Below are 24918 nucleotides of genomic sequence, written 5' to 3' on the forward strand. Positions count from 1 at the left end.
TTTGTAGTAGTCAAATATTGACCAACAATCTTTTTGGAAGAACAAGCATTAGTATATGGGCTAAGAGCCAGAGACAGCAAAGTTCAGGAGTATTTGTATGAAAAATACTCCAAAGCTTTGTTTGGTGTAATTTCTCGGATCATTTTTGATCGGGACATAGCCGAAGAAGTCTTTCATGATGCTTTCATAAAAATTGTCAATAAGATAGATAATTATGATGAAAGTAAAGGTCGAATCTATACCTGGATGGCCAATATTTGTAGGAATTCTGCTATAGATAAAACCCGCTCGAAAGAATTTTCAAAGAAGAGTAAGACCAATACGATAGATGCTTACGTATATGGTATGGAGAACGATGCCGGCACAGCAGCTGCTGTTGACGGAATCGGTGTCAAAGAATTGATGGATAACCTGAATGACGAACAAAGATTCGTGATGGAATGTATCTACTTTAAAGGGTATACCCATACAGAGGTAGCGGAAGAGTATTCCTTGCCTTTGGGTACTGTGAAATCCAGGATAAGGTCTGCCATCAAAGTATTGAAACTGAAAGCTGATAAAATCTAGTGGATATCCAAGACTACATATCGTCCGGTAAATTGGAGCTCTTCGTATTGGGAGATCTTAATGAGACAGAACAACAAGAGGTTCTTGCAATGGCAAAGAAGTACCCTGAAATTGAACAGGAGATAATTGCAATTGAAGAAGCAATGCTTGCTATAGATGAAGTTTCAGGTATCAGTCCATCCAGTGGAATTAAAAATAAAATTTTTGAAACCCTGGAAGCTGAGAACAAAAAGCATAGCGCTACAGATATTCCTGCAAAACCTTTGCAGAATGAAGTGAGAATTGAAAAAGAAGTGCCACATAGCAATCCATGGAAAACTTTTGCTGTTGCCGCTTCGGTAGTAGCCCTTGTTTCCGTATCTGTAGCCATATATTACGCCAATCAGTATTCAGATGCTGAAGAAAGGTTGGCAATATCATTACAGCAAAATGGGGTACTCGCTGAAGAAGTAAATGCCAATCAGGTAAAATTGAAATCGTTAGATACTGGAATGGAGAAATTCATCACAGGGAATTTCGAGAAAATACCTATGAAAGGTGAGGGTTTTCCTATGCAAGAAGATGCCTTGGTAGATGTTTTCTGGGATAAAGAAAGCAAAGAAGTGCTAATTTCTGTAAACCAATTGGCAGCCCTAGATGAAGAAAACGATTATCAACTCTGGGTAATAGGAGAGGAAGGACCAATTGGTATTGGCTTGGTTAATCCTGGTAGAAGAATTGATTTGCAAACCATGAACACTGCTTCAGGTGCACAAGCTTTTGCCATCACGATAGAGCCTAAAGGAGGAAGTGAAAGTCCTACACTCGAGAAACTGGTGGTCTTAGGAGAAGTTTCCTAGAATATTTACCTAAAATATATACCGGACCCCGTCATTGATTTGACGGGGTTTTTATTTTAGTTTAAATTGAGGCTTGTCAATGGCAGGTTTATGGATCAGTTGAGAGATCTAAGAAAACATAGCCGAATTCAAAAAGAATTTTCTGATTTTGGTCTGGTTTTGGTAAACCTAAAAACTGATTTTGCTAAACTTTTAAAAGATTATAAATATGGAGCTAACATTGTCTACACCTGCTTTACTTTTCTCTGCCATCACATTACTGATGTTGGCCTATACCAACAGGTTTTTAGCTATGGCAAACTTAATAAGAGGGCTTCACAAAGAATACAAGGAAGACAGCATGGAAGAGGATGTCATTATTGGTCAAATCAAAAACCTAAAGAAAAGGTTAACCATGATAAAAAACATGCAAACTTATGGGGTTATTAGTTTTTTTCTATGTGTTATTTGTATGTTTTTATTGTATCAGGATTTTGATACTGCCGCTAATTGGGTGTTTATGGCAAGCATGCTTTGCTTATTGATCTCTTTGGGCATATCTCTGGCAGAGATTCAAATATCGAACAACGCACTCAATATTGAACTATCGGATATTGAAGATCTCCTGAATAAGAAAACCCGTACAAGTTTTGGGCAAATGTATCAAAAAAACAATAAGGATTGATGAAGGACAATAATTTGAGGGTAGACCTTAGGTCTGATACCCTGACCTTGCCAACGCAAGGGATGAAGGAAACCATGCTGAATGCCGGTTTGGGTGACGATGTGTTTGGTGAGGATCCTACGGTAAATATTTTGGAAGACAAGTTGGCGGGACTTTTTGGTATGGAAGCGGGTTTATTTTGTCCTTCCGGTACCATGACCAATCAGATAGCCATAAAATTGCACACAAAACCTCAAACAGAGGTTATTTGTCATAAATCTTCCCATATATACCTCTATGAAGGGGGTGGCATTATGTCCAATAGCCAAGCTTCGGTAAAGCTCTTGGATGGGGGGTTCGGTAAAATTGACGCTGAATCCATTCGAATAGTCATCAATCCTGATGATGATCACCTGCCAGAAACTACTTTGGTATCTTTGGAAAATACCATGAACAAGGGTGGAGGAAGTGTGTATACACTTGAGGAGATAAGGCCTATTAGACAACTTTGCAAAGAGACCGGGCTGAAACTTCATATGGATGGAGCGAGGATATTTAATGCCCTTGTTAAATCCGGAGAACGACCTTTTGAATGGGGTAAAATGTTTGATACCATTTCCATATGCTTGAGTAAAGGATTGGGTTGCCCGGTTGGTTCTGTGCTATTGGGAAGTCAAGCAGATATAAAGAGGGCTAGAAAAATCAGGAAGGCTTTAGGTGGAGGTATGAGACAGGCGGGCATGCTTGCCGCTGCAGGAATATATGCTCTAGATCATAATATCTTCAGGCTGGAGGATGATCATGAAAGAGCGAAGGCCATTGCTGCTATTTTGCAAGAGACTCCTTTCGTCAAAGAGATTCTTCCCGTTTCCACCAATATTGTTATTGCACGATTGGAACAAATTAGCCCGGAATCCTTCTTAGAAGAACTTACAGAAAGAAATATCTGGGCGGTTAAATTCGGGACAGATCAGATCAGGATGGTTACCCATATGGATTTCACTGACCAGCACTTAGATGCCTTTGAAAGCAGATTAAAGCTTTGGAAAAAATAAATTTGTGTATAAATACTATACCTAATATTTAGAAAATAAACATTATGGAACAGACCCCTTTGGCAGAAAGAATGCGGCCAACAGCATTGGATCAATTGATCGGGCAGGAACATTTGTCTGGACCCAATACATTTCTTCACAGGGCCATCAAATCAGGTTCTATTCCTTCATTGATTTTATGGGGCCCTCCTGGAGTGGGGAAAACGACCATAGCCAATATTATCGCCAATGAGGTAAAGGCCCCTTTTTATACCCTTAGTGCGGTTAGTTCGGGGGTGAAGGACATTAGGGAAGTGATCCAAAAAGCCAAATTCCAGCTTGGGGTAGTGCTATTTATTGATGAAATCCATCGGTTCAATAAATCACAGCAAGATGCTTTGTTGGGAGCTGTGGAAAAAGGAGTGATCAGGCTAATTGGCGCTACCACAGAAAATCCTTCCTTTGAGGTCAACGCTGCTTTGCTTTCAAGGTGCCAGATTTTTACACTCAACCCATTGGGCAAGGAAGAACTTGAGGCGATGATGCATCAGGCATTGGAAAAAGACATTGTTCTAAAGAAGAAAAAGGTTGTTCTCAAAGAAACTGATGCCCTGCTCCGCATATCCGGAGGGGATGGAAGGAAGCTGCTCAATCTGCTGGAAATTGTCATAGACAGTTTTAAGGAGGAAGAAATAGTGATCGAAAATAACATGGTCATGAAGGTAGCCCAACAGAAAGTAGCACTTTATGACAAATCAGGAGAACAGCATTATGACATCATTTCTGCATTTATAAAATCTATCAGAGGATCTGATCCCAATGCCGCAGTCTATTGGCTGGCCAGAATGATAGAGGGGGGAGAGGACGTGAAGTTCATCGCCAGGCGGCTTCTAATCCTGGCTTCCGAGGACATTGGCAATGCCAACCCAAATGCACTTTTGCTCGCAACCAATTGCTTTCAGGCGGTAAATGTAATCGGTTATCCTGAGTCCCGAATTATTTTGTCCCAATGTGTTACTTACCTGGCTTCCTCAGCCAAAAGCAATGCAAGTTATATGGCTATCAATACAGCCCAGGCAATAGTGAAACAGGAAGGAGATCTGCCTGTCCCACTTCACCTGCGCAATGCCCCTACCAAGCTGATGAAAGACTTGAACTACGGGAAAGCGTACAAGTATTCACACGATTATGAAAATAATTTTGCACTCCAGGAATTTCTTCCAGACAAGATCAAAGGCACCAAGTTGTATGATCCTGGTGCCAATGCCAGAGAGAATGATTTGAGGAAAAATCTTCAAAAGCTCTGGGGAAAGAAATACGGGTATTAAACCTATTAGTATTCCTTGCTCAAGGTATAGCGCACTCCTATCAATGCTCTAAAACTAAAGTGATTAGCGTATATAGGCCCTCCTTCTAAAAGTAAAGAAAACTGACGGTGGGTGGTTATAGGTTTTAAACTTAAGCCCAATGGTATTCCAGCCTGCACATCTGTGATCTCTGTGTATCCCAACATTAATCCCCCGTGCAGGTTGTACCAATCGGTTTGGCGAAAGTTATAATGTCCCAGAGCCTCAACTCCTAGGAATGGGTTTATGACCCCACCTGCAAGCACACGTGCTTCACCGAAAATTTTCTTTTCTGGATCAGTTCCTACACCTATATGGCTTAAAATACCCCCATGATAGACGCCTACATGCACTTGGGCATTTCCTTTGAATGCACTAAATATTAATAAAATGGCAAAAATAGCGGTAATAGATAACTTTGTTTTCATTGGGTTCGTTTTAGTACAAAGGTAAGAAAGTCCTAATTGTTTCGGTAATTTTAAGGTGAGAATTGTCACCAATTACATAAATAACAGATCTTATTTTTACATAAAATTGATACAGATGAATTGGAGAAAAGAAATAAAAAGTTGGGGGATAATGTTGGGGATATTTGGTGTCCTTTACTTCACAGGCCTTATCACCCCAATCATGGGAGGGGTACAATCAATGGTTTTATCCACAGGATTGATAAAGCCTAAAGTTACCCTGGAGAACAAAGAAAAGCAGACTTTCAATTATGCCGGGCAATTTGTAGATACGAATGGCGACAGGGTAGGGCTATCTCAATACAAAGGCAAAACCCTTTTTATTAATCTTTGGGCCACTTGGTGTCCTCCTTGTAGGGCTGAAATGCCTCATATATCTGATTTGTACGACAAGGTAAATGGGGAGGAAGATTTGGTGTTTTTGATGATTGCTTTGGATGATGATTTTAATAAGAGTATAAAATTGGTGAAAGAAAAGGAGTATTCCTTTCCAATTGTCCATGCTGCTTATGGTTTAAATTCCTCTTTGCAAAGCCAGGCAATTCCTACCACATTGGTGGTAAGTCCTGAAGGTGAGATTGTTTTTTATCAGGAAGGAATGAGCAATTTCAACACCCAGGAATTCCAGGATTTCCTATTGGGCTTATAAGCAAAAGCAATATTTTTTCGACTTTACCTGACGTAATAGAATTTGAACCAAAAAAGTTTGTAAACAATTACAAACTAAATCTTTCAACTTACATTTAAATCCCTTCGCGTTACAATTCAATTCCTTTCGCTTACATCTCGGTTCCTTCGACCTGCAATTGCATTCCTGCTGCTTACATCTCAGTTCCTTCGACCTACAATCGCGCTCCTTCAGCTTACATCCCTGTTCCTTTGACCCTCAATTGTGTTTTTTCTGCTTACAATCTTAATCCTTCTAATTGCAATGACCTTCCCTAAAATAGCATTTGCAGATTGATACTACTTAAAGTTCCTTTTCTGCTACTAAATTGGTCTATTTTAGGTTAATGGATCTGCTATTTAATCAGTTGGAATCCTCCTTTAGTAAGAAATAGAGTACCTTCCTTAGGAGCTGTTTCAAAAATAATGGCTGCCATTTCATTGTCCATATTAGAGATCGTAACCTCCTTTTTTTCAAAGTAATACATGTCGCCCTCTTTTTTAGCCAATGAAAGTACATAATTGAGCTCATGCGAATTGATTAATGCAGCAATGGGTAAAGCTGCCTGCCTAGTTTTATCAATTTCAATTTGAGCTTCTACATACATTCCAGGAACAAGATTTAGGGTATTTTTTTCATCTTTTAAATGGGCATGAACATTCAATACCCTGTTTTCATTGATAGAAGGGGCAAGTAAGAATATTTCTGCCTCAAATTTTTGAGTAGGGTTATCAGGAAGGTAAAAGGTGACCGATTGTCCTTTTTTGAGGGAACTGGCATTTTGTTCAAAAATATTCAATTCTATGTGCATGTGCGCTGTACTCATGATCGTCAATGCAATATCTGAAGGATTTAAAAAAGCTCCTTGATTTACTTTAATAGACTCTATGAATCCAGAAATAGGGGCTTTGATCGTTACCTTTGAAGTGATTTTGGCTGGGGTTAAATTTTTGATCGGAATGTCAAGCATTTCCAGCTTTTTCCTTAATGATTCAGCTTTGGCTAGTGTACTGTTGTATTCCGACTCCGATTTGGTAAAGGACTTTTGAGAAGTAATGTTTTCATCACTTAGCAACTTCTGTCTTTCAAGGTCCGAAGTAAGAAAGTCAAGTTGGCTCTTGGCATCCAGATAATCTTCCTGCATCTGCACAAAAGTTGGATTTTCGAGTACAAACAGGGTTTGGCCTTTTACGACTTTTTGCCCTTTCAATAGGTCAAATTGTATTATTTTACCTCCAAAATAAGCACTTACCTCAAACCTACCCTCAGGTGGAATATCAATAAGTCCATTGGCCAGGACTAGATTGCTGAAGTCATGTTCACTCAATGGGGCCAATTCCATATGGGCATTTTCATATTGGGCCTGAGAGAGAACAATATCGGAAGGTCCTATTTCTTCATTAGGGGTTGATTCCATTTCAGTGTTTTGGTTTCCGCAAGAAAACAGGATTACCGAAACGCAGTAAAAGGTCAAGCTTTTATACAGGGTATTCATTATTTAAGGATTTGTTAGGTAATTGATTTCCAAGACGGTCATGTTGTATTGTTGCAGATTATTTAAATAATCCAAGGTAATGGATCGTGAATTTTCCAAGAGAACAACAAATTGGAAAAAGTCGATTTCACCATTTTGGAAGGATTGGTTTCCTTGTTCCAGCATTTGCTGGCCGAGCCGCTTGCCTTCCTGATTGTAAAAAGAAATGGACTCTTGATAGATTTTCAGCTCAATTTCAAGTTGCTCCCTTTTTTTTTCCAATTGGTAAGTGTAATTGTCCAATTCAAATTTTGCCTGGGACAGTTCATATTTACTGGCACTAATCTTGGCCTTTTGGGCCCCAAACCAGAGGGGAACCGAAATTCCAACCATTACTCCGGGATATACCTGTGCATTTAGGCCACTATTTGTTCCTCTGTAAACCTCCGCATGTAAATCAGGTAACAACTTGCTTTTCTCTAACGAGAGGCTATTTTTTCTGAATCCTACGGCTTGTTCAAAATACGCTACTCCAGGATGATGAGGCCAATCCGATGCAACTAATGACAATGGAGTAAGTTTTTGCTCTGTAATGCGGTAATCCTGTGACGATTGTATCAGTTGCGCCAGTTTGGAATAGGCTTGATTTTTTCTTTCCCGAGTTTGTGATAGTAATACTTCCAGTTCCCGTTTTTTACTTTTAGCAGTAAGTTTTTCCAGGTAATTGGTCTCTCCAACTTCGAATTTTCTATCGGCAGCTTTGGAAAATTGCTGGTATAAACTGTCTAGAAAAAAGTAATTGTTTGCCAATTCATTTAAATACACAATGGTATAGTAGGTTTGCGACAGCTCTTTTTTTAGTTGATTTTGATTGACCAAATACTGTTGGTATTCCATCACTCCCATGTCCTTAAAAACACTTTTTTGTTTTCCATAGATGGTGGGGAAAAGCATATTTTGGCTTATGCCAAAAACCTTATTGGAAAATCCATTTTCAGCAATATCGTTCTGATCATGCCTGTAATATATTTGCGTTTTGTCAATATTGAATCCAGCAGCAGCCATTGCTTTTGATGCCGCTACTTTCTCAGCTGTTGCCTTGAGTTTTCGGTTATTTTTCAATGCTAGTTCCATGGCTTCTTTTAAGTCGATTGACTTTCCTTGCCCGAAAACTACAGCAGGCAAAAGTAAGACCAGACAAATAAGAAGCAATAGCGGTCTATTAGGATGGTTCATTGCTTTCTTCTTTATTGGGATGAAACATGGTATAAAGTACTGGGAGGACAATAACAGTTAGCAGGGTGGCAGAGATCAGCCCTCCTATAACTACAGTTGCCAACGGACGCTGTACTTCAGCTCCTGCGGAGGTAGATATGGCCATGGGTAAAAAGCCAAGGGCAGCAGCTGAAGCAGTCAGCAAAACGGGTCTAAGCCTTTCTTTTGTTCCTCGAATGACGAGTGACCTTAAACTTTCTGTGGACTGTCGTTTTAATTCTTTGAAATGCTCTATTAGGACAATGCCGTTTAAAACTGCAATACCAAAAAGGGCAATAAAGCCTACACCAGCAGAAATGCTAAAGGGCATGTCCCGCAAATAGAGCAACATTATACCGCCAACTGTAGAAAAAGGAATGGCAGTATAGATCATTATGGCCTCTTTGATCGAGGAAAGTGCGAAGTACAAGAGGAGGAATATCAGAATCAATGCAATCGGAACGGCTACAATAAGCCTGTCTTTTGCCTTGTTAAGGTTTTCAAATTGTCCTCCATATTCAATGAAATAGCCTTCTGGGAGGTCAATGTCCTTTTGAATAATGGCCTGGATATCTTTTACCACAGATTGCAAATCCCTGTTTCTTACGTTTACACCTATTACCACCCTTCTCCGGGAGCCATCTCTTGATATTTTTGCCGGTCCTTTGTCTAGGTAGATTTTTGCAAATTCACTAAGGGGCAGAGAGCTTCCGTCGGGTAAATTGACAGAGGCCATTTTGATGTTTTCGAGGTTTTGTCGGTAGGTTTCTCCATACCTGACCACAAGGTCAAATTGCTTTTCCCCTTCAAATATTGTTCCGGCAGTTTTTCCGGCAAAACCCATGGTCAGGAGGTCATTTAGCTCATTGACATTTAACCCATATTTTGCAATTTTTACGCGGTTGTATTCGACCTTCATTTGGGGTAAGCCAGCTGTTTTTTCTACCACAATATCAGCTGCCCCAGATACACCTGAGATGGCAGCGCCTATTTCCTGCGCTTTATCATTCAATATCTCTAGGTCTTCTCCAAAAACTTTGATGGCCAAATCTGCCCTCACACCTGTGATGAGCTCATTGAAACGCATTTCTATTGGTTGGGTAAATTCCAGTTCTAAACCTGCGATTACCGCCAAAGAATCTTTAAAAGCTGCTGCCAGTTCATCCTTAGTCTCCACCGTAATCCATTCATTTTTAGGTTTTAAGGTGATGATGACGTCACTTTCTTCCATAGACATTGGGTCAGTAGGGATTTCTGCGGCACCTATACGACTCACTACTTGATCCACTTCGGGAAATTTTAGCAATATTTTCTCCATTTCGGTGGTAATGGTTATTGTCTTGGTGAGTGTTGTACCCGTTTTTAATACCGGTTGGATCACAAAGTCCCCCTCATCGAGCGTGGGGATAAATTCACCGCCCATTCTAGAAAAGACCCAGAAAGTAGCTAACAAAATAGCTGTAGAAATACCCAATACTACTTTTCTATTGTCCATAGCCCAGGTAATTGCGGGATGGTAAATTTTGTTGATGGCGTTTAATAGGCGGCTTGTAAAATTGGTTTTATTAGGATTTACAACTTTTAGAAACAAAGATGACATGACAGGAACATAGGTAAGTCCTAGAAGCATTGTTCCTATCAGGGCAAAACTAAATACTTGAGCCATCGGGCGAAACATTTTACCTTCTATGCCAGATAAAGATAAAATAGGGATAAAAACGATGATGATAATAATCTGACCAAATACGGCGCTATGCATCATTTTGGAAGCACTTTCAATGGCAATGCGATCCTTTTCTTTTTGGGAAACAGCTCCAGAATGACCCGCTAATTCACTGTATTTTTGAGTAAATTGGAATGCAATGTATTCTACAATTATCACTGCCCCATCAATAATAATCCCAAAATCCACGGCCCCGAGGCTCATTAAATTGGCATCTACACCAAAAACATACATCATGGATAAGGCAAAGAACAAGCTTAAAGGAATAACAGAAGAAACCACAAGCCCTGACCGAAAATTTCCCAGCAGTAAAACCACTACAAAAATAACAATCAAACAACCTAAGATTAGGTTTTCTGCAATGGTAAAGGTGGTTTTAGCTATCAAATTGCTTCTGTCTAGGAAGCCGTTTACCACTATCCCTTCAGGTAGCGTTGATTCAATTTGAACTAGTTTTTGTTTGACCCGTTCAATTGTAGCTTTGGAATCAGCCCCTTTTAGCATCATTACTTGTCCAAGGACTTTTTCCCCTTGTCCATTGGCAGTGATGGCTCCGAAGCGATTGGCGTGACCAAACCTCACTTCTGCCACATCTCTTATATAAACTGGATGACCATCTCTGCTCTTTACAATGATCAGTCTGATTTCTTCAAGTGATTTGGTCTGTCCTTCCGCTCTAATAAAATAGGATTCATTGGTTTTTTCTATATAGCCTCCCCCTGCTATAGCATTGTTTTCTTGCAGGGCTTTAAATACCTCTGCAAGGTCTATGTTCATTGCTTTCAAACGCTCAGGGTTTACTGCTACCTCATATTGCTTCAGGTAACCACCCCAGGTGTTGACTTCCACGACACCACTTATGCCGGAAAGTTGCCTTTTTACGACCCAATCCTGAATGGTTCGAAGTTCAGTTAATGAATATTGCTTTTCAAAACCAGGTTTAACATCAACGGTATACTGAAAAATTTCACCCAAGCCAGTAGAAATCGGCCCCATAAATGGCTTGCCAAAATCTGATGGGATGTTTTGCTCCGCCGACTTAATTTTTTCTGCGATCAATTGCCGTGGAAGGTAGGTACCCATATTGTCATCAAAAACAATGGTTACTACAGAAAGGCCAAACTTGGATATAGAACGTATTTCCTGAACCCCAGGAAGGTTAACCATCTCCAGTTCTATAGGGTAGGTAAGGTATTTCTCAACATCTTCTGTGGAGAGGTTTCTTGAAGTGGTGATAACCTGCACCTGATTATTGGTCACATCAGGCACTGCACCTATGGGTATTTGGGTCAGTGAGAAGCTGCCAAATCCGATTAGTCCTAAAATAAAAATAAATACTAGAAGCTTATTTCCTACGCTCCATCTTATAATTTTATCTAACATGTTATTGATTGTTCCTGCGAAGTCTTATTTTTCAATGGAAAGTTCAGAATTGAAATTTTCTTCAGTTTTGTTGAAGTAAAAATAATAAAGAAAGGCTTTAAGGTTGCTTAAGGCTTTCTTAAGAACTCCTTAAGATTGTTGTAGGGAGGGAGGGAACAGGAGTGAAAAAGTTGAGCCTTCTCCTTTTTTACTTTGAGTAAGGAGGCCAATTTTATAAAAATCACAAAGTTTTTTCACGATAGAAAGCCCTAAGCCTGCACCATTTATCCGGCCTAGTTCATGGCTTTCTCCTCGAAAAAAGGGTTGATGAATTTTTGTGAGTTCCTCTTCAGAAATCCCTATACCCAAATCTTTAATGTGTAAAAAAACGCCCTCCATACCCTTTTCAAGAATCAATTTTATATCCTGATCTTCCGAGGAATATTTTAGTGCATTCTGAATGAGATTCTCAATTATGATGGCCAAAGATTTTTCGTTGGCTTTGATATAAAGATTTTTATTAGACCTGACTTCCAGCTGTATGCCACGGGTTGGGTTTTGTTCCCTGGCGGAAGCCAAGAGATCCTTTATGAGAAAATTTAAATCTACTTCATCTCCATCAGAAGGGCTTTTCTGGAGTCTTGCTAGGGTCAATAATTGATCTAGTATTGCATTTAATTTGTCTATGATTACAATACCATCTTTTATTTTCTCAACATATTCTTCCTGTGGTCTTGGTTTTCGGATCAATACCTCAAAATTTCCTTTTAAAATAGCCAGTGGGGTTCTTAATTCATGGGAAGCATCAGAAGTAAATTGCTTTTCCCTCAGGACTCCTTTTTCTAGCCGCTCTAAAAGGTGGTTGATAGATACGGATAGACTGTTGATTTCATCTTTGTACTTGGAGGAAGGTAGCCTTTCATTCAAGTTGTCCTTTGTGATTATTTCGGCTTTTTGAGTGATATCGATAATAGGCTGTATACTTCTTGAAGCAAGCCTTCTCAGGGTTAGAAAAAGGAACAACAATACCACAGGGTAAAGTATAAAAAGAATGGTGCTTAGATTGGAAAGTAAAAGCTTTGAATCTTCAAATGAGGTTGCAAGCAAAAGGTATCCTGAAAACTCATTATTGGTAAACAATTCCACCTGCATTTGCCTTATCTCTTGTCCATTTAGGGTAAGGTTAAAACCTTGGCTCTCTGAAGTAGTGCCGGGTTTGAAATTTAGGTTATTGGTACCCAGATTGGGTGATTTGTCCATGGACTTCCCCTCCTTATCAACTATTTCAATAAAAATGGGATTGAAATTAATTTCATTGTGCTCTTCCTCTTCCCATTCTCCTTTGTGTGCAAATTTTATTTGTCCATTTTCAATCTTTATTTGATCGCCATGTTTATTCGTTTCATTTTCAAGGTTATTATCTACATTATTTAAAACAGTAGATTTTACCACCATGTAGATAAGTATAAATGAAATTAGTATCATCAAGGCAGAGGCCATGGTTAATTTGAACGATATCCTGTTTTTGTAAGTCCTGTTCATTCTTCCTTGGCCATGTATCCTACGCCTCTTATGGTTTGGATGTAATTGTTGTCTTTACTTAAGCCGAGCTTTTTTCTCAATGAATTAATAAATACATCGATCACGCCGGTGTCATAATCAAAGTGGATGTCCCATACACTTTCTATGATTCTGCTTCTTCTGCAAACTTTATTTTTATGTCGAAGAAGGTATTCTAAAAGTGCAAATTCCTTTTGGGTCAAAACCACTTCTTTTCCATTGGATTCTACCCGGTGATTTTCAGTGTATAAGCTAATAGGGCCTAAAGTAAAGCACAGTTGATCAATAGATTGCGGTCTCAATTGCACCCTGATTCGGGCCAGTAATTCTTCAAAATTAAATGGTTTTCGGATATAATCATTAGCTCCGGTTTGTAAGGCGAATATGGCTTCATCTGAGGTGTCTTTGGCTGTGATGAACAAAATAGGGGTTACTGGAAATTCTTTCCTGAATTGCCGGGTAACTTCAATACCACTCAATCCTGGTACCATCCAATCCACCAAAAGAATGTCATAATACCCCTCCAATGCCATTTCCAGTCCGATTTTCCCATTGTCGGCGATATCCACAGCATAAGCCTCCTCTTCCAGTCCTTGCTTTAAAAAGCCTGAAATTCCAGGTTCATCCTCTATTATTAAAATCCTCATCTCAAAACGCTTTTAAGAATTCAAGTGCTAGTTTTTAGCCCTCCCATTATTGGAGGTTGCACCAAAGGTTCTTATAAAGCAAATTAACAGTTTCTTTCTTAAGATTTGCTTAAAGACTGATTAATATAGTCTAAAACTTAAAAATAGGTTTTGCGAAATAATATTTAATTAGGAGTTAATTTACAAAGATTTACACCGATAATAATTGAATCTATGCCCTTACTTATTTTTTGATTATCCTAAAGCGTTTATAAGCTTCGCCATTGTTCACAATCAAAATATACAGGCCAGGTTTAATTTCACTGGTGTCAAATGTTGATTCCAGTACTTCTTTTTTCTCGATCAAAACGGTTCCTGTAGGAGCGATAAGGGTTAAATTTATTGGTTTTTGAGAAGAGCTTTTTACCGTCAATAGGTCATTTATAGGATTAGGAAATAGGGTTATGGAGTTTTCCAATCCATCAACCATAGATACATCGCTTTCTGAATTTTCAGGTGTGATAGATATCCTGTCTGCATCTGATAGGGTTCTTAAAACTTCAGCATTTGCTTCAGGTGTGACCGACATCGAGATCGTTTGGTCAAGTAAGCAACATGTGCCATTGTCTCCCCCATTGGCTACTATAAGTTGATCTCCTATAATTTTCGCTGAAGGAGCGAGCAACCTGGCAGGTAGCTGACAAAGCTCAGACCATGAATCAGTAATTGGATCGTACTCCGTAATATCGTTGAATATGAAACTACCTCTTCGGCCACCTACAATTATTATTTTATTGTTGTGGACGATAGTTCCCGGTTCGAAGTGGGAACGATCAGATCTTAAATCATTTTTTTCGGTCCAGCTGTTAGTTTGTGGATCATAAGCATGCAAAAATGCTTGGTCATCTACTCCGGCATCATGGCCAAACTGACCTCCAATCGCATAAAGGATCCCATTTACCGCAGCAGCTCCCAGGTGGTTTCTAGGTTCAGGGAGAGGGGCCAAAGTTTTCCAACCTCCTGCTTGATCATTTAAATCAAAGACAAAATGATCCCCAACATCGGTTATTCTATCTGGAAGTAATCCTCCAAAATAATGTATCCTGCCCTCACTATAAGCAGCCCCGCCTGAGGCTCTGGGAAGCGGAAGTGGAGGACCTGTAGACCAAATGTCTGTAGAGGTGTTGTAAATTTGAACAAGATCGGTTGACTTGCCGGGATGATCTCCCGCAAAACCTCCCAATATCCATATTTCTTCACCTACTGCTACTGCCCCCATATGGGTAACAGGAATCGGCATTGGTGCTCCGTAGGACCAAGTATTGCTCGATGGATCATATATCTCAGTCACGGAGGTAACATCAAGATTCTCCACAAAACCTCCAAGGACGTATAATTTGTCATTTATTTTAACACTTTGTGACTCAGTTTTGCTTAAACTAGATGGGCTTAAATTATTCCATGAACATGCTGTAGGATCAAATGTCAATTCACCATCACCGAAAACTTCTATAGCTGAAACTTTGGCCTGATTTCGGGTGGAATTAAAAGTGATGTCGAGAGATCGGTCTGTAACCTTTGTACTAAAAGTTTCTATCACAGCAGTCATAGGGCTTACCACTGAATTAATGTCGTAACTATCTAAAACTTTTTCTCCCTCTATGATTACATCAAATATTCTTTTACCGGTACCTCCTTGTCCACCATTTGTGGCTCCAAAATAAATTTCAGCGAAATGTAAATTGATAAGGTAATTTCCATTTGTAACGGGAATATTGTAAGAAAATGATGCCAGGTTTGAAGTGACCCTGCGCTCTGAGATATACAAGTCATCCTGAACAGTACCATGAATTTTATCCTTTAGGAAATCCTCTGCAGATTCGCTTCCTTTTCCTTCAAAAAATTCATCCGCCATGTATAGGGAATCTCCATAGATTACCGTTGGACCACCACTATTAATTCTTACAACAGAGGTAAATTCATTTTCATCTATCGGATCGTCTTCTTGTAAAATAGTAAAATTTATACTTAAAGCTTCTCCAGACATATTGCTTCCATTGTCTCCAGCATAGGCTGTTGCGACTATAGTATTGTTTCCTAAATCAGGTATCCATGCTTCATAATCGTCCCCACTAATCCCTCCTATTGTATACAGAGGTGAGTTGACAAGTTTATAAGTTGGGTTTGCTTGATAACCAAAAATTACGCTTTTAGTATTTTGACTCACATCTGCCCTGATATTTAGATTGGCTGTCCCTATATTATCTAAGTAAAAAATATCTCCCTCCTTAATTTCGCCAATGTCTTCATCAGTATCAGCATTCACTAAAATAAGTGCATTTACAGAAGGGCTTATTTGGGTTGCTGTATCCAATACTGTGATAATGCATTGGTCTGTAATATCCCCATTGCTTAAACTGGTCGCAGTAACAACGATTTCCCCAGGGGATAATGCAGTCAACACTCCACTTGAGTGATCAATACCAACTGCATCACTAGCGGTGAAAGCCACTGTTTTATTGCTTGTATTGGAAGGGAAGAATTCCAGATCCAAATCAATGACATCACCCACATATAAAGTTTCAGTAGGGCAATTGATAAAATTTAGGCTTTCGATGATGACTTCATCAGGTTCTGATAAGAGGCTTCCCTCTCCAAAAATTTCAATTGCAGAAAGTTTTGGTTGATCCAGGGATGCACTAAATGTTATGTCTATTGATTGGTCAGTTACAGAAGTAGAAAAGGTCTTTATCAAAGCAGTCATAGCTGGTACTTCCGCATTGATATCAAAATTAGAAAGGATGCTATTGCCTTCAAGTGTTACGTCAAATATTCTTTTTCCTGATCCCCCGGGACCTCCACCTGTTGCTCCCCAATAGATTTCAGCAAAGTGTAAGTTAATTTCATATTCACCATTAGTTACAGGAATATTATAAGTGAATGATTGTTTACTTGCGTTTGTACTACGTTCTGATTTGTAAATTTCATCTTGAGTAGTATTGGCTATTTCTGAGAGACTATTTTTAATATAAGGTTTTCCATTTCCTGAAAAATAATTGTCGGCTATAAAAATTGAACTGCCAAAAGATACTTCAGGACCACCGCTATTGATTCGAACTACAGCTGGGTAGTCTACCTCCTCTTCTTTTACTTCTTCTTCTATAATTTCAAAATTTATGGTCAGAGATGGCCCTGCGAGCTCCGAACCATTGTCTCCTGAATAGGCTGTGACACTAAGGGTGTTTTGCCCTAGTTCAGGAATCCATGGATTATAGTCGTTACTATTGTCTCCTCCGATGGCGTATACAGGATAGTTCTCTGTTCTATAATTTGTACTACCCTGATAATCAAAAATCACACTTTCTGTCCATTCATCTACCTCAGCTCTAATGTTGAGGTTTGAAGTTCCTATCTCTTTTAAATTGAATACATCATTATCTTCTATGATGGCTATATCCTGATCCGTATCAGCATTGACTAAAATAAGTGCATTTACAGAAGGTCCTTTTTGGACTGCAGTATCCAACACAGTGATAATGCATTGAGCTGAAATATCCCCATTGCTTAAACTGGTCGCAGTAACAGCGATTTCTCCAGGAGATAATGCAGTTAACACTCCACTTAAATAATCAATCCTAACTGCATCACTAGCAGTAAAAGCTACTGTTTTATTGCTTGTATTGGAAGGGAAGAATTCCAGATTCAAATCAATGACATCACCTACATATAAAGTTTCAGTAGGGCAATTGATAAAACTTAGGCTTTCGATGATGACTTCATCAGGTTCTGATAAGAGGCTTCCCTCTCCAAAAATTTCAATTGCAGAAAGTTTTGGTTGATCCAGGGATGCACTAAATGTTATGTCTATTGATTGGTCGGTTACAGAAGTAGAAAAGGTCTTTATCAGAGCAGTCATAGCTGGTACTTCTGCATTGATATCAAAATTAGAAAGGATGCTATTGCCTTCAAGTGTTACGTCAAATATTCTTTTTCCTGATCCCCCGGGACCTCCACCTGTTGCTCCCCAATAGATTTCAGCAAAGTGTAAGTTAATTTCATATTCACCATTAGTTACAGGAATATTATAAGTGAATGATTGTTTACTTGCGTTTGTACTACGTTCTGATTTGTAAATTTCATCTTGAGTAGTATTGGCTATTTCTGAGAGACTATTTTTAATATAAGGTTTTCCATTTCCTGAAAAATAATTGTCGGCTATAAAAATTGAACTGCCAAAAGATATTTCAGGACCACCGCTATTGATTCGAACTACAGCTGGGTAGTCTACTTCCTCTTCTTTTACTTCTTCTTCTATAATTTCAAAATTTATGGTCAGAGATGGCCCTGCGAGCTCCGAACCATTGTCTCCTGAATAGGCTGTGACACTAAGGGTGTTTTGCCCTAGTTCAGCAATCCATGGATTATAGTCGTTACTATTGTCTCCTCCGATCGCATAAACAGGATGATTCTCTGTTCTATAATTTGTATTTCCTTGGTAGTCAAAAATTACACTTTCTGTCCCATCTTCTACCTCAGCTCGAATGTTGAGGTTTGAAGTTCCTATCTCTTTTAAATTGAATACATCATTATCCTCTATGATAGCTATATCCTGGTCCGTATCGGCATTGATTAAAACCAAGGCGGTGACAGCAGGACCTAGGGAAGGAGAGGGGCTTTTATCACCAATTTTGACAGTATAACCCATTAAAATTATTCCTCCTAAACAAATCAATATAACCCTGCTAACCATCAAAAATTCTTTGCTTACCATAATTTTAATTTTTCTGAATTAATTGAGTTAGCTTTTTTATATGCTATCCTGGAAAAGAAAAAGTATTTCAAATTTGAGATGTACCACCTTCCAAATTTTCCAAAACAAGGTTTTGTTTTAGAAATTTTCTTTTCCTAGCCAAGTAGAGTATTATTTATATTCAAGTTAAACTGACTAACGGTTATTACGATGTGCTAATGTAAAATTTGGTCTGTGTTCCAAAAATATGTATTTGAAATGCATTTATACAAACATATAAAGGTATATTTGGAAAGTCAAATATTTCATCACTTTATATTCTAACAATTAATGGTTTATATAGGATAAAAAAAATGAGTGCTTTAAAAATATAATGGTTTTAACTTTTAAATCTTTAATCCATCAAATTTCAAAATTGTGAACGACGAAGGATTTGGTCATTCCCATAAATTTTTCTTTGGTTAACTTACTGGAAGGAAACAGTTCCTTCATATCTTTTTCTGACAGTAAAAGAATTTCATCGAGGTACTGTTGAGCTTCGTTTGAAGACCATTTTTTAAACCTGCTAAATTTAGTTTTTGTCAGGATATAAAATCTGATGCTTTTTGGAATAAACTGGAAATAAGGCAGTAAATAATGCGGCTCGATTATAAAATATTTATTGGGCGTTTGCACATAATGATATTTTCCAACTCTCATTATTTCATATGCCATTTTTAGCTGTTGATCAGAGTTGTACAGGTGTTCAATAACAGAATTGGAAAAAGCAATATCGAAAGAATTATCGGAATATGCGGACAAATTTGTTGCGTTCCCTTTTACTGAGATCAAGTTTTTATGCTTTGTTTTACTGGACTCAAGGTTGAGAATTGTAATGTGAATACCTGACCTGTCGGTTAAGCCAGCATTTATCCAAAACTCCTCATAACCCCCAATATCCAAAATCTTTATAGGTTTGGGAATGCGATCTAATTGGTTTTTAAAGAAAATCATTCTTTTCTGACGGAATTGATTTCCTAAAGAGTTGGTATTAGAAGAGGTCCCAAAAGCCCAAGCGATAAAATTCTCCATTTTAATATATAATTAAAACGTATGCTGTTTAATCTCTATCCCTTTATAGAAAGAAATACAAACTATATTTCTTTCTGAATCAGTTTCATAGATAGAATTTTATAGGTAGGCTAAATCTAAATTAATAATTTTTATAGTTGCAATCCCTTTATGCCCACATACGCTACACTATAATATAACAAAATTGAGGCCATAATTTATAAATGTTTTATAAGTAGGAGTATTGGATTGTTCTTAAAAAAATATCTCATATCAATCTATTGATTGTCTATTAGAAAATGAAATCTAAAAAATGCTAGTTAAGGCAAAAATAAAGGGTAGGACTTATGTCTATGTGCAAGTTTAGCTCATATTGCTAAACTTGCACACAAACTGAGGTCAAAAGCAACAAAGCTTTTAATTTACGTATTTGGGTATTGATTACCATGAGGCGAATGATCAATTTCTTACTTGACCATTGCCTCTAATTACCCACTTATAAGAGGTCATTTCTTCTAAGCCCATTGGTCCTCTAGCATGAAGCTTTTGTGTACTAATACCTATTTCTGCACCTAAACCAAACTGCGCTCCATCTGTAAATGCTGTGGAGGCATTGGCATATACGGCTGCGGCATCCACAGCTCTCAGAAAATGGTCTATTGTTTTCTCATTTTCTGCGATGATTGCTTCACTGTGTTTGCTACTGTATTTGGCGATGTGTTCCAAGGCTTCGGTTATGTCTTCCACTACTTTAAGGGACATTGTCATGGAAAGAAATTCTGTACCAAAATGTTCTTCGGAAGCATGCTTAAGCAGGTTTTTAGGGTATTTTCCTTCTAACTCCTTATGGGCTTTTTCATCTGCATAGATTACTACCTCTTTCTTTGCAAGTGGCAAGGTCATTGCTTCCAAATCACCGATTCGGCTTTGGTGTACCAATAAACAGTCCAGTGCATTGCATACACTTACCCTTCTTGTTTTGGCATTCAGTAATATTTCAGTGCCTTTTTGAAGGTCTGCTGATTGATCAAAGTAAGTATGGACTATACCTGCCCCTGTTTCTATAACAGGAACTTTGGAGTTTTCTCTAACATAATCGATAAGCCCTTGGCTTCCTCGTGGAATGATCATGTCCACAAAACCTACCGCTTGTAGCAAGGCTTTGGTAGCCTCTCTTCCTGCAGGTAGAAGGCTTACAATATCCGTAGTGATATTGTTTTTCTTCAATACTTTGTGAATAACATTCAAAATGCATGAGTTGGAAGCATAGGCATCCGAACCTCCTTTAAGTATTAAGGCATTACCTGTTTTAAGACAAAGGCTAAAAACATCAAATGTTACATTTGGTCTGGACTCGTATATAATGCCTATTACACCAATAGGTACCCTTATTTTTTTCAATTCTAATCCATTGGCCAGGGTTCTTTCAGAAATTAGATCTCCAAGAGGAGTGTCTAGCTTGGCCACATTGATAAGGTCACTAGCGATCCCTTCCAACCTTTCTTCAGTCAACTTAAGGCGGTCATATTTTGGATCATTGGGATTCATTCGATCCAAGTCTTCCTGATTGGCATCAAGAATTTCTGGAGTGTATTTTATGGCAGCCATCGCCAAATCATCTAAAATTTTGTTGATTTTATCTTCCGATAGAAGAGAGAGGCTTCTGCTTGCTTCCAGTGTTTTTATAAAGGTGTTTTCCTGGTTGTCCATTAGAAATATTTTTTATACCAACAGGTATCAGTTTAATTCAGAAATATAAAGGTAATCATAATGTACCAATGGTTTTTGACCACTGAGGCCAATTTTTTCATGAGCCGTATTTGCATTGTATTCAGCTCTTCCTAGTCCAAGCCTTGTTCCTTCTGGATCTACAATTCGGATGATATCTCCTTTGAGAAAATTCCCTTTGATTGAGAGGATACCTACAGGCAATAAACTGGTGATTTTATCCGATAACAATGCTTTTTGAGCACCCTCATTGATGGTAACTTCTCCTTTAGAGTAGTTGTCACTGTGAGCGATCCATTTTTTATGGTTATCCTTAATTTTACCCGGTTCAAAATAAGTGCATTTTAGCTCCTTATTAAAGTATGCGATTAGCACCTCATCCTTCTTTCCATTGGCAATCGCAACTTCAATTCCAAGGTTAGCGGATTTTTTTGCCATGGTCATTTTTGTGAGCATTCCACCACGTCCGAATGAGGATTTATGGGTGGAGATATATTGACTTAAATCCGGCATTTTCTGTCCTACAAAAGTGATCAACTCAGAGGAAGGATCTGAAGGGTGGCCTTTGTATATGCCATCTACATTGGTAAGTAAAATCAGGCTATCAGCATCAATCATTGCGGCCACCAGTCCTGCCAACTCATCATTATCGGTAAACATTAGTTCTGTTACAGCAACGGCATCATTTTCATTAATGACCGGTACCACATTGTTTTTCAATAAGCCATCCAGACAATTTTTCATGTTGAGGTAATGCGTCCTGTCCCGAAAATCTTCCTTGGTTACCATTAATTGTGCGATAGGATGTCCATGTTTAGAGAACAATTCCTTGTAGCGACGGATCAGTTCAATCTGACCGATAGAAGCCCAAACTTGTTTTTTAGATATGGCATCAGTCTTAGGAATAAGGGGCAGAGATTTTCTCCCAAAAGCTACCGCTCCTGAAGTTACCAATACCACTTTCAACCCTTTCCCTAAAAGAAAGACCATTTGATCAACCAGTTTTGCCATTCTGATTAGGTCTGGACTACCATCTTCCATGGTTAGTACATTGGAGCCTATCTTGATGACGATGGTGTTGGTTTTATGGTTCATTTTCTTTTAGAATTAGGTAATAAATGCAAAATTAGAAAGATTCATTAAATAGACTAACTATGAAAATTCATTTATCGAAGTTGGTCAGGGGTATTTAAGGATTTATTGATTACTTTGTACAATTAATGACAATTATTTAGCCTGGTTTTTGCAATTGATTTTTCAATGTAAAAGATGGGCTTTTGGCTATATCGAGTTTAAAGTTAAAAATTATATCACATTTGGGAGAGTTAATTATCGCATTTAGTAATTGGATCTGGGGTACACCCTTATTGCTTCTTTTGATGGGCGGAGGGTTTTTCATGTTGGTTTATTCTGGTTTTATTCCTTTTAGAGGATTAAGGCATGCGATGAAAGTCGTGGGAGGGAAATACGATGATCCAAATGCAAAGGGGGACATTACCTCCTTACAGGCTTTATCTTCAGCGATTGCGGCTACTGTTGGTCTGGGAAATATAAGTGGAGTAGCATTGGCCATAGGTACAGGTGGACCTGGCGCTATTTTTTGGATGTGGATATCTGCATTTGTGGGCATGGCTACAAAATTCTTCACTTGTACTTTAGCAATCATGTATAGGGGTAAAGATTCCTCTGGACATGTTCAGGGGGGACCAATGTATGTAATTGAAGAAGGTATGGGTAAAAAATGGCGCTTTCTTTCCATTATTTTTTGTGTTGCAGGTATTATGGGTTTATTGGCCATCTTCCAAGCCAACCAGTTGACAGAAGTGTTACGTGTGGTAATGTTGCGGCCTATGGGGTTAGATCATGGGCAGTCTACCCGTTGGATTATTGGCATTACCATGATGCTATTGGTAGCGATAGTTATACTTGGAGGGATTCAAAGAATAGCAAAAGTAGCTTCAAGGCTTGTTCCTTTTATGGTGACCATGTATTTCTTGGGTGTATTTGTTATATTGTATAAGAATATGGGTGAAATCCCAGAAATGTTGTGGTATATTATTGAAGATGCCTTCACAGGCAAAGCCGTTTTAGGAGGGGCTGTAGGACAAGTGATTATTACAGGTGCCCGTAGAGCGGCGTTTTCAAATGAGGCTGGTATCGGGACAGCACCCATGGTTCATGGTGCATCAAAAACCAGTGAGCCAGTAAGAGAAGGGTTGATCGCTATGCTGGGGCCGTTTATAGATACCATTGTGGTTTGTACCCTTACTGCTTTGGTGATCATGGTCACAGGTGTTTGGAAAACAGGGGAGCAAGATGGTGTTTTACTTACTTTGTCTGCTTTTGAAAAAGGATTACCAGGAATAGGTAAGTATATTTTGGTGGTAGCAGTGCTCGTGTTTGCGCTATCTACCATGTTCACCTATTCTTATTATGGTCACAAATGTTTTAATTATTTATTTGGGGCAGATAAAGCGAATTATTATAATTATTTCTATTTGATCACTATCGTTGTAGGGGCCGTTACTTCCCTTAGTGTGGTGATGAGTTTTGTGGATGGCATGTATGCCATCATGGCATTCCCGACAATGATCTCTGCTATTTATCTTTCACCAAAGGTCATAGCAGCGACAAAAGACTATTTTAGAAGAATGAAAACCCAGGACAATCAATGAATTGGTTAATAGCACCTAATGCATTTAAAGGAAGCATTGAAGCTGATGAGGCCGCTAAAATCATCCAAAACCTGATACAGGCAGAGGATAAAGGGAGCGTTGTAAAGACTGCCCCTATAGCCGATGGGGGTGATGGAACCTGTTATCTGCTAATTCAGCATTTAGGTTTGATGAAGTTTCACGAACAGGTATGTGACCCTATAGGGAGAGCTAGGGATGGGTTTTTTGGATATGATCCAATTTCGGAAACAGCCTATCTAGATGTTTCTACAGTTTCAGGTGTCAAATGGCTTGCATCAGATGAGTTGAATCCATGGGTAAGTAGTTCTTATGGAACTGGTGAATTAATAAAAGAAGCCATTTCAAAGGGGGCTAAAAACATTGTATTGGGATTGGGAGGTAGTGCTACAGTAGACATGGGGATTGGAATATTGGCTGCATTAGGTATAATCTTCCTTGATGAGAAAGGTGATGAATTGGCCCCATTTAGTCCTTACTTCCTGCAAAAGATTGCCCATATAAGATTTAATGGCAATCTCCCTTCAATTTCGTTTACTTGCTTGTGTGATGTGAGCAATCCTTTTTTTGGGGACAATGGAGCTATTCCTGTTTTTGGTCCTCAGAAGGGCTTGAAAGCAGATGACCAAAAATTGTTTGTAGATGCCTCCAAAAAAGTTTATGAGCTATTTGAGAAAGCGAGTAAAAAAACAATTGATGATCAGCCTAGTTTTGGTGCTGCGGGCGGTATTGCGCTAGGGTTAAGTGCCTTTTTTCCGACAGAAATAGCCCAAGGGGCGCATTTTTTCTTTGAGAAAATAGAGATGGAAAAAATGATTGATTCAGCAGATTTGATTGTAACTGGAGAGGGGAGGTATGACAGCCAATCTGCCCATGGTAAAGGAAGTTTTGAGCTACTGCAACTGGCACACAAAAAAGGCAAAAAAATATGGTTAATTACTTCAGGTGATGAAGCTGATGAAGCTGGTTTTGATGAAGTAATTAAGCTGCCAGACCTGGATTTTAACTTGTCAAATATTCAAGAAAGGGCTAAGGGAAACCTGAAACAGGCTGTGTTTAATAAGTTAAATGAGAAAGATTTTTAAATAAATTTATATATATAGAAAAAACTATTATATACAGGTTAAATTGTTAT

Annotated in this window: 18 protein-coding genes; 8 read left to right on the forward strand and 10 right to left on the reverse strand. The window is 38.6% G+C overall.

What is annotated here, in order from left to right; genetic code table 11:
- Positions 1-33: 33 nt before the first annotated feature.
- The 5 genes from CA2015_RS15575 (at position 34) to CA2015_RS15595 (ending at position 4411) form a co-directional block, all read left to right on the forward strand.
- A complete protein-coding gene (locus CA2015_RS15575; RefSeq protein ID WP_048642728.1) occupies positions 34-567 on the forward strand; it encodes an RNA polymerase sigma factor in 534 nt (177 codons plus the stop codon).
- On the forward strand, positions 567-1406 hold the full coding sequence (locus CA2015_RS15580; RefSeq protein WP_048642729.1) for an anti-sigma factor: 840 nt from the start codon (positions 567-569) through the stop codon (positions 1404-1406). Before CA2015_RS15575 ends, CA2015_RS15580 begins: the two co-directional genes overlap by 1 nt.
- Positions 1407-1614: 208 nt before the next feature.
- Positions 1615-2070, forward strand: coding sequence for a DUF2721 domain-containing protein (locus CA2015_RS15585; RefSeq protein WP_048642730.1), 456 nt, complete (start codon positions 1615-1617; stop codon positions 2068-2070).
- Positions 2070-3104: a threonine aldolase family protein gene (locus tag CA2015_RS15590; RefSeq protein ID WP_084011814.1), complete on the forward strand. Its 1035-nt coding sequence runs from the start codon at positions 2070-2072 to the stop codon at positions 3102-3104. The genes CA2015_RS15585 and CA2015_RS15590 overlap by 1 nt, the downstream gene beginning before the upstream one ends.
- Positions 3105-3148: 44 nt before the next feature.
- Positions 3149-4411 carry a replication-associated recombination protein A gene (locus tag CA2015_RS15595; RefSeq protein WP_205749773.1) on the forward strand — a complete coding sequence of 421 codons (1263 nt, stop codon included), beginning with the start codon at positions 3149-3151 and terminating at the stop codon, positions 4409-4411.
- 5 nt (positions 4412-4416) lie between these two features.
- Here the strand turns inward: CA2015_RS15595 and CA2015_RS15600 are convergent, their stop codons facing one another.
- The gene (locus CA2015_RS15600; RefSeq protein WP_048642732.1) at positions 4417-4857 is read right to left on the reverse strand and encodes a hypothetical protein; all 441 of its coding nucleotides are present in this window, start codon (positions 4855-4857) and stop codon (positions 4417-4419) included.
- A 115-nt stretch (positions 4858-4972) separates the two neighbouring features.
- On the opposite strand from CA2015_RS15600, the gene CA2015_RS15605 reads away from it, so the two are divergent.
- Complete coding sequence (locus CA2015_RS15605; protein WP_048642733.1) at positions 4973-5545, forward strand: TlpA family protein disulfide reductase; 573 nt, start codon at positions 4973-4975, stop codon at positions 5543-5545.
- Positions 5546-5918: 373 nt separating this feature from the next.
- Here the strand turns inward: CA2015_RS15605 and CA2015_RS15610 are convergent, their stop codons facing one another.
- The 9 genes from CA2015_RS15610 to proB all read right to left on the reverse strand — a co-directional run bounded on the left by CA2015_RS15610 (position 5919) and on the right by proB (position 22185).
- Positions 5919-6980 (reverse strand): efflux RND transporter periplasmic adaptor subunit, encoded by a 1062-nt coding sequence (locus CA2015_RS15610; RefSeq protein WP_169786488.1) that lies wholly within the window; start codon positions 6978-6980, stop codon positions 5919-5921.
- Between the two features lie 81 nt (positions 6981-7061).
- Positions 7062-8273 carry a TolC family protein gene (locus CA2015_RS25070; protein WP_084011816.1) on the reverse strand — a complete coding sequence of 404 codons (1212 nt, stop codon included), beginning with the start codon at positions 8271-8273 and terminating at the stop codon, positions 7062-7064.
- Positions 8260-11397 carry an efflux RND transporter permease subunit gene (locus tag CA2015_RS15615; protein WP_084011818.1) on the reverse strand — a complete coding sequence of 1046 codons (3138 nt, stop codon included), beginning with the start codon at positions 11395-11397 and terminating at the stop codon, positions 8260-8262. Before CA2015_RS15615 ends, CA2015_RS25070 begins: the two co-directional genes overlap by 14 nt.
- 129 nt (positions 11398-11526) lie before the next feature.
- The gene (locus CA2015_RS15620) at positions 11527-12918 is read right to left on the reverse strand and encodes a sensor histidine kinase (RefSeq protein WP_240477815.1); all 1392 of its coding nucleotides are present in this window, start codon (positions 12916-12918) and stop codon (positions 11527-11529) included.
- Positions 12915-13583, reverse strand: coding sequence for a response regulator transcription factor (locus CA2015_RS15625; RefSeq protein WP_048642736.1), 669 nt, complete (start codon positions 13581-13583; stop codon positions 12915-12917). The genes CA2015_RS15620 and CA2015_RS15625 overlap by 4 nt, the downstream gene beginning before the upstream one ends.
- Before the next feature lie 223 nt (positions 13584-13806).
- Positions 13807-18333, reverse strand: coding sequence for a malectin domain-containing carbohydrate-binding protein (locus CA2015_RS15630; protein ID WP_048642737.1), 4527 nt, complete (start codon positions 18331-18333; stop codon positions 13807-13809).
- A gap of 381 nt (positions 18334-18714) precedes the next feature.
- The gene (locus CA2015_RS15635; protein WP_048642738.1) at positions 18715-19383 is read right to left on the reverse strand and encodes a methyltransferase domain-containing protein; all 669 of its coding nucleotides are present in this window, start codon (positions 19381-19383) and stop codon (positions 18715-18717) included.
- A 438-nt stretch (positions 19384-19821) separates the two neighbouring features.
- Positions 19822-21072, reverse strand: coding sequence for a glutamate-5-semialdehyde dehydrogenase (locus tag CA2015_RS15640; protein ID WP_048642739.1), 1251 nt, complete (start codon positions 21070-21072; stop codon positions 19822-19824).
- Between the two features lie 27 nt (positions 21073-21099).
- Positions 21100-22185, reverse strand: a complete 1086-nt coding sequence (gene proB, locus CA2015_RS15645; RefSeq protein WP_048642740.1) for a glutamate 5-kinase — start codon at positions 22183-22185, stop codon at positions 21100-21102.
- A 221-nt stretch (positions 22186-22406) separates the two neighbouring features.
- Here proB and CA2015_RS15650 point away from each other — a divergent pair, with 221 nt between their 5' ends.
- Positions 22407-23765: an alanine/glycine:cation symporter family protein gene (locus tag CA2015_RS15650; RefSeq protein ID WP_048642741.1), complete on the forward strand. Its 1359-nt coding sequence runs from the start codon at positions 22407-22409 to the stop codon at positions 23763-23765.
- Positions 23762-24868 carry a glycerate kinase gene (locus CA2015_RS15655; protein WP_048642742.1) on the forward strand — a complete coding sequence of 369 codons (1107 nt, stop codon included), beginning with the start codon at positions 23762-23764 and terminating at the stop codon, positions 24866-24868. The genes CA2015_RS15650 and CA2015_RS15655 overlap by 4 nt, the downstream gene beginning before the upstream one ends.
- The last annotated feature ends 50 nt before the right edge of the window (positions 24869-24918 follow it).

It is taken from the genome of Cyclobacterium amurskyense, from assembly GCF_001050135.1.
In the GTDB taxonomy this organism is placed as follows: Bacteria; Bacteroidota; Bacteroidia; order Cytophagales; family Cyclobacteriaceae; genus Cyclobacterium; species Cyclobacterium amurskyense.

Excerpts from the sequence above, each read along its gene's own strand:
- CA2015_RS15630 (WP_048642737.1), bottom strand. The coding sequence starts at position 18,333 with ATGGTAAGCAAAGAATTTTTGATGGTTAGCAGGGTTATATTGATTTGT.
- CA2015_RS15635 (WP_048642738.1), bottom strand. The coding sequence starts at position 19,383 with ATGGAGAATTTTATCGCTTGGGCTTTTGGGACCTCTTCTAATACCAAC.
- CA2015_RS15620 (WP_240477815.1), bottom strand. The coding sequence starts at position 12,918 with ATGAACAGGACTTACAAAAACAGGATATCGTTCAAATTAACCATGGCC.
- CA2015_RS15605 (WP_048642733.1), top strand. The coding sequence starts at position 4,973 with ATGAATTGGAGAAAAGAAATAAAAAGTTGGGGGATAATGTTGGGGATA.
- CA2015_RS25070 (WP_084011816.1), bottom strand. The coding sequence starts at position 8,273 with ATGAACCATCCTAATAGACCGCTATTGCTTCTTATTTGTCTGGTCTTA.
- proB (WP_048642740.1), bottom strand. The coding sequence starts at position 22,185 with ATGAACCATAAAACCAACACCATCGTCATCAAGATAGGCTCCAATGTA.
- CA2015_RS15585 (WP_048642730.1), top strand. The coding sequence starts at position 1,615 with ATGGAGCTAACATTGTCTACACCTGCTTTACTTTTCTCTGCCATCACA.
- CA2015_RS15610 (WP_169786488.1), bottom strand. The coding sequence starts at position 6,980 with ATGGAATCAACCCCTAATGAAGAAATAGGACCTTCCGATATTGTTCTC.
- CA2015_RS15655 (WP_048642742.1), top strand. The coding sequence starts at position 23,762 with ATGAATTGGTTAATAGCACCTAATGCATTTAAAGGAAGCATTGAAGCT.
- CA2015_RS15590 (WP_084011814.1), top strand. The coding sequence starts at position 2,070 with ATGAAGGACAATAATTTGAGGGTAGACCTTAGGTCTGATACCCTGACC.
- CA2015_RS15595 (WP_205749773.1), top strand. The coding sequence starts at position 3,149 with ATGGAACAGACCCCTTTGGCAGAAAGAATGCGGCCAACAGCATTGGAT.
- CA2015_RS15615 (WP_084011818.1), bottom strand. The coding sequence starts at position 11,397 with ATGTTAGATAAAATTATAAGATGGAGCGTAGGAAATAAGCTTCTAGTA.
- CA2015_RS15640 (WP_048642739.1), bottom strand. The coding sequence starts at position 21,072 with ATGGACAACCAGGAAAACACCTTTATAAAAACACTGGAAGCAAGCAGA.
- CA2015_RS15600 (WP_048642732.1), bottom strand. The coding sequence starts at position 4,857 with ATGAAAACAAAGTTATCTATTACCGCTATTTTTGCCATTTTATTAATA.
- CA2015_RS15625 (WP_048642736.1), bottom strand. The coding sequence starts at position 13,583 with ATGAGGATTTTAATAATAGAGGATGAACCTGGAATTTCAGGCTTTTTA.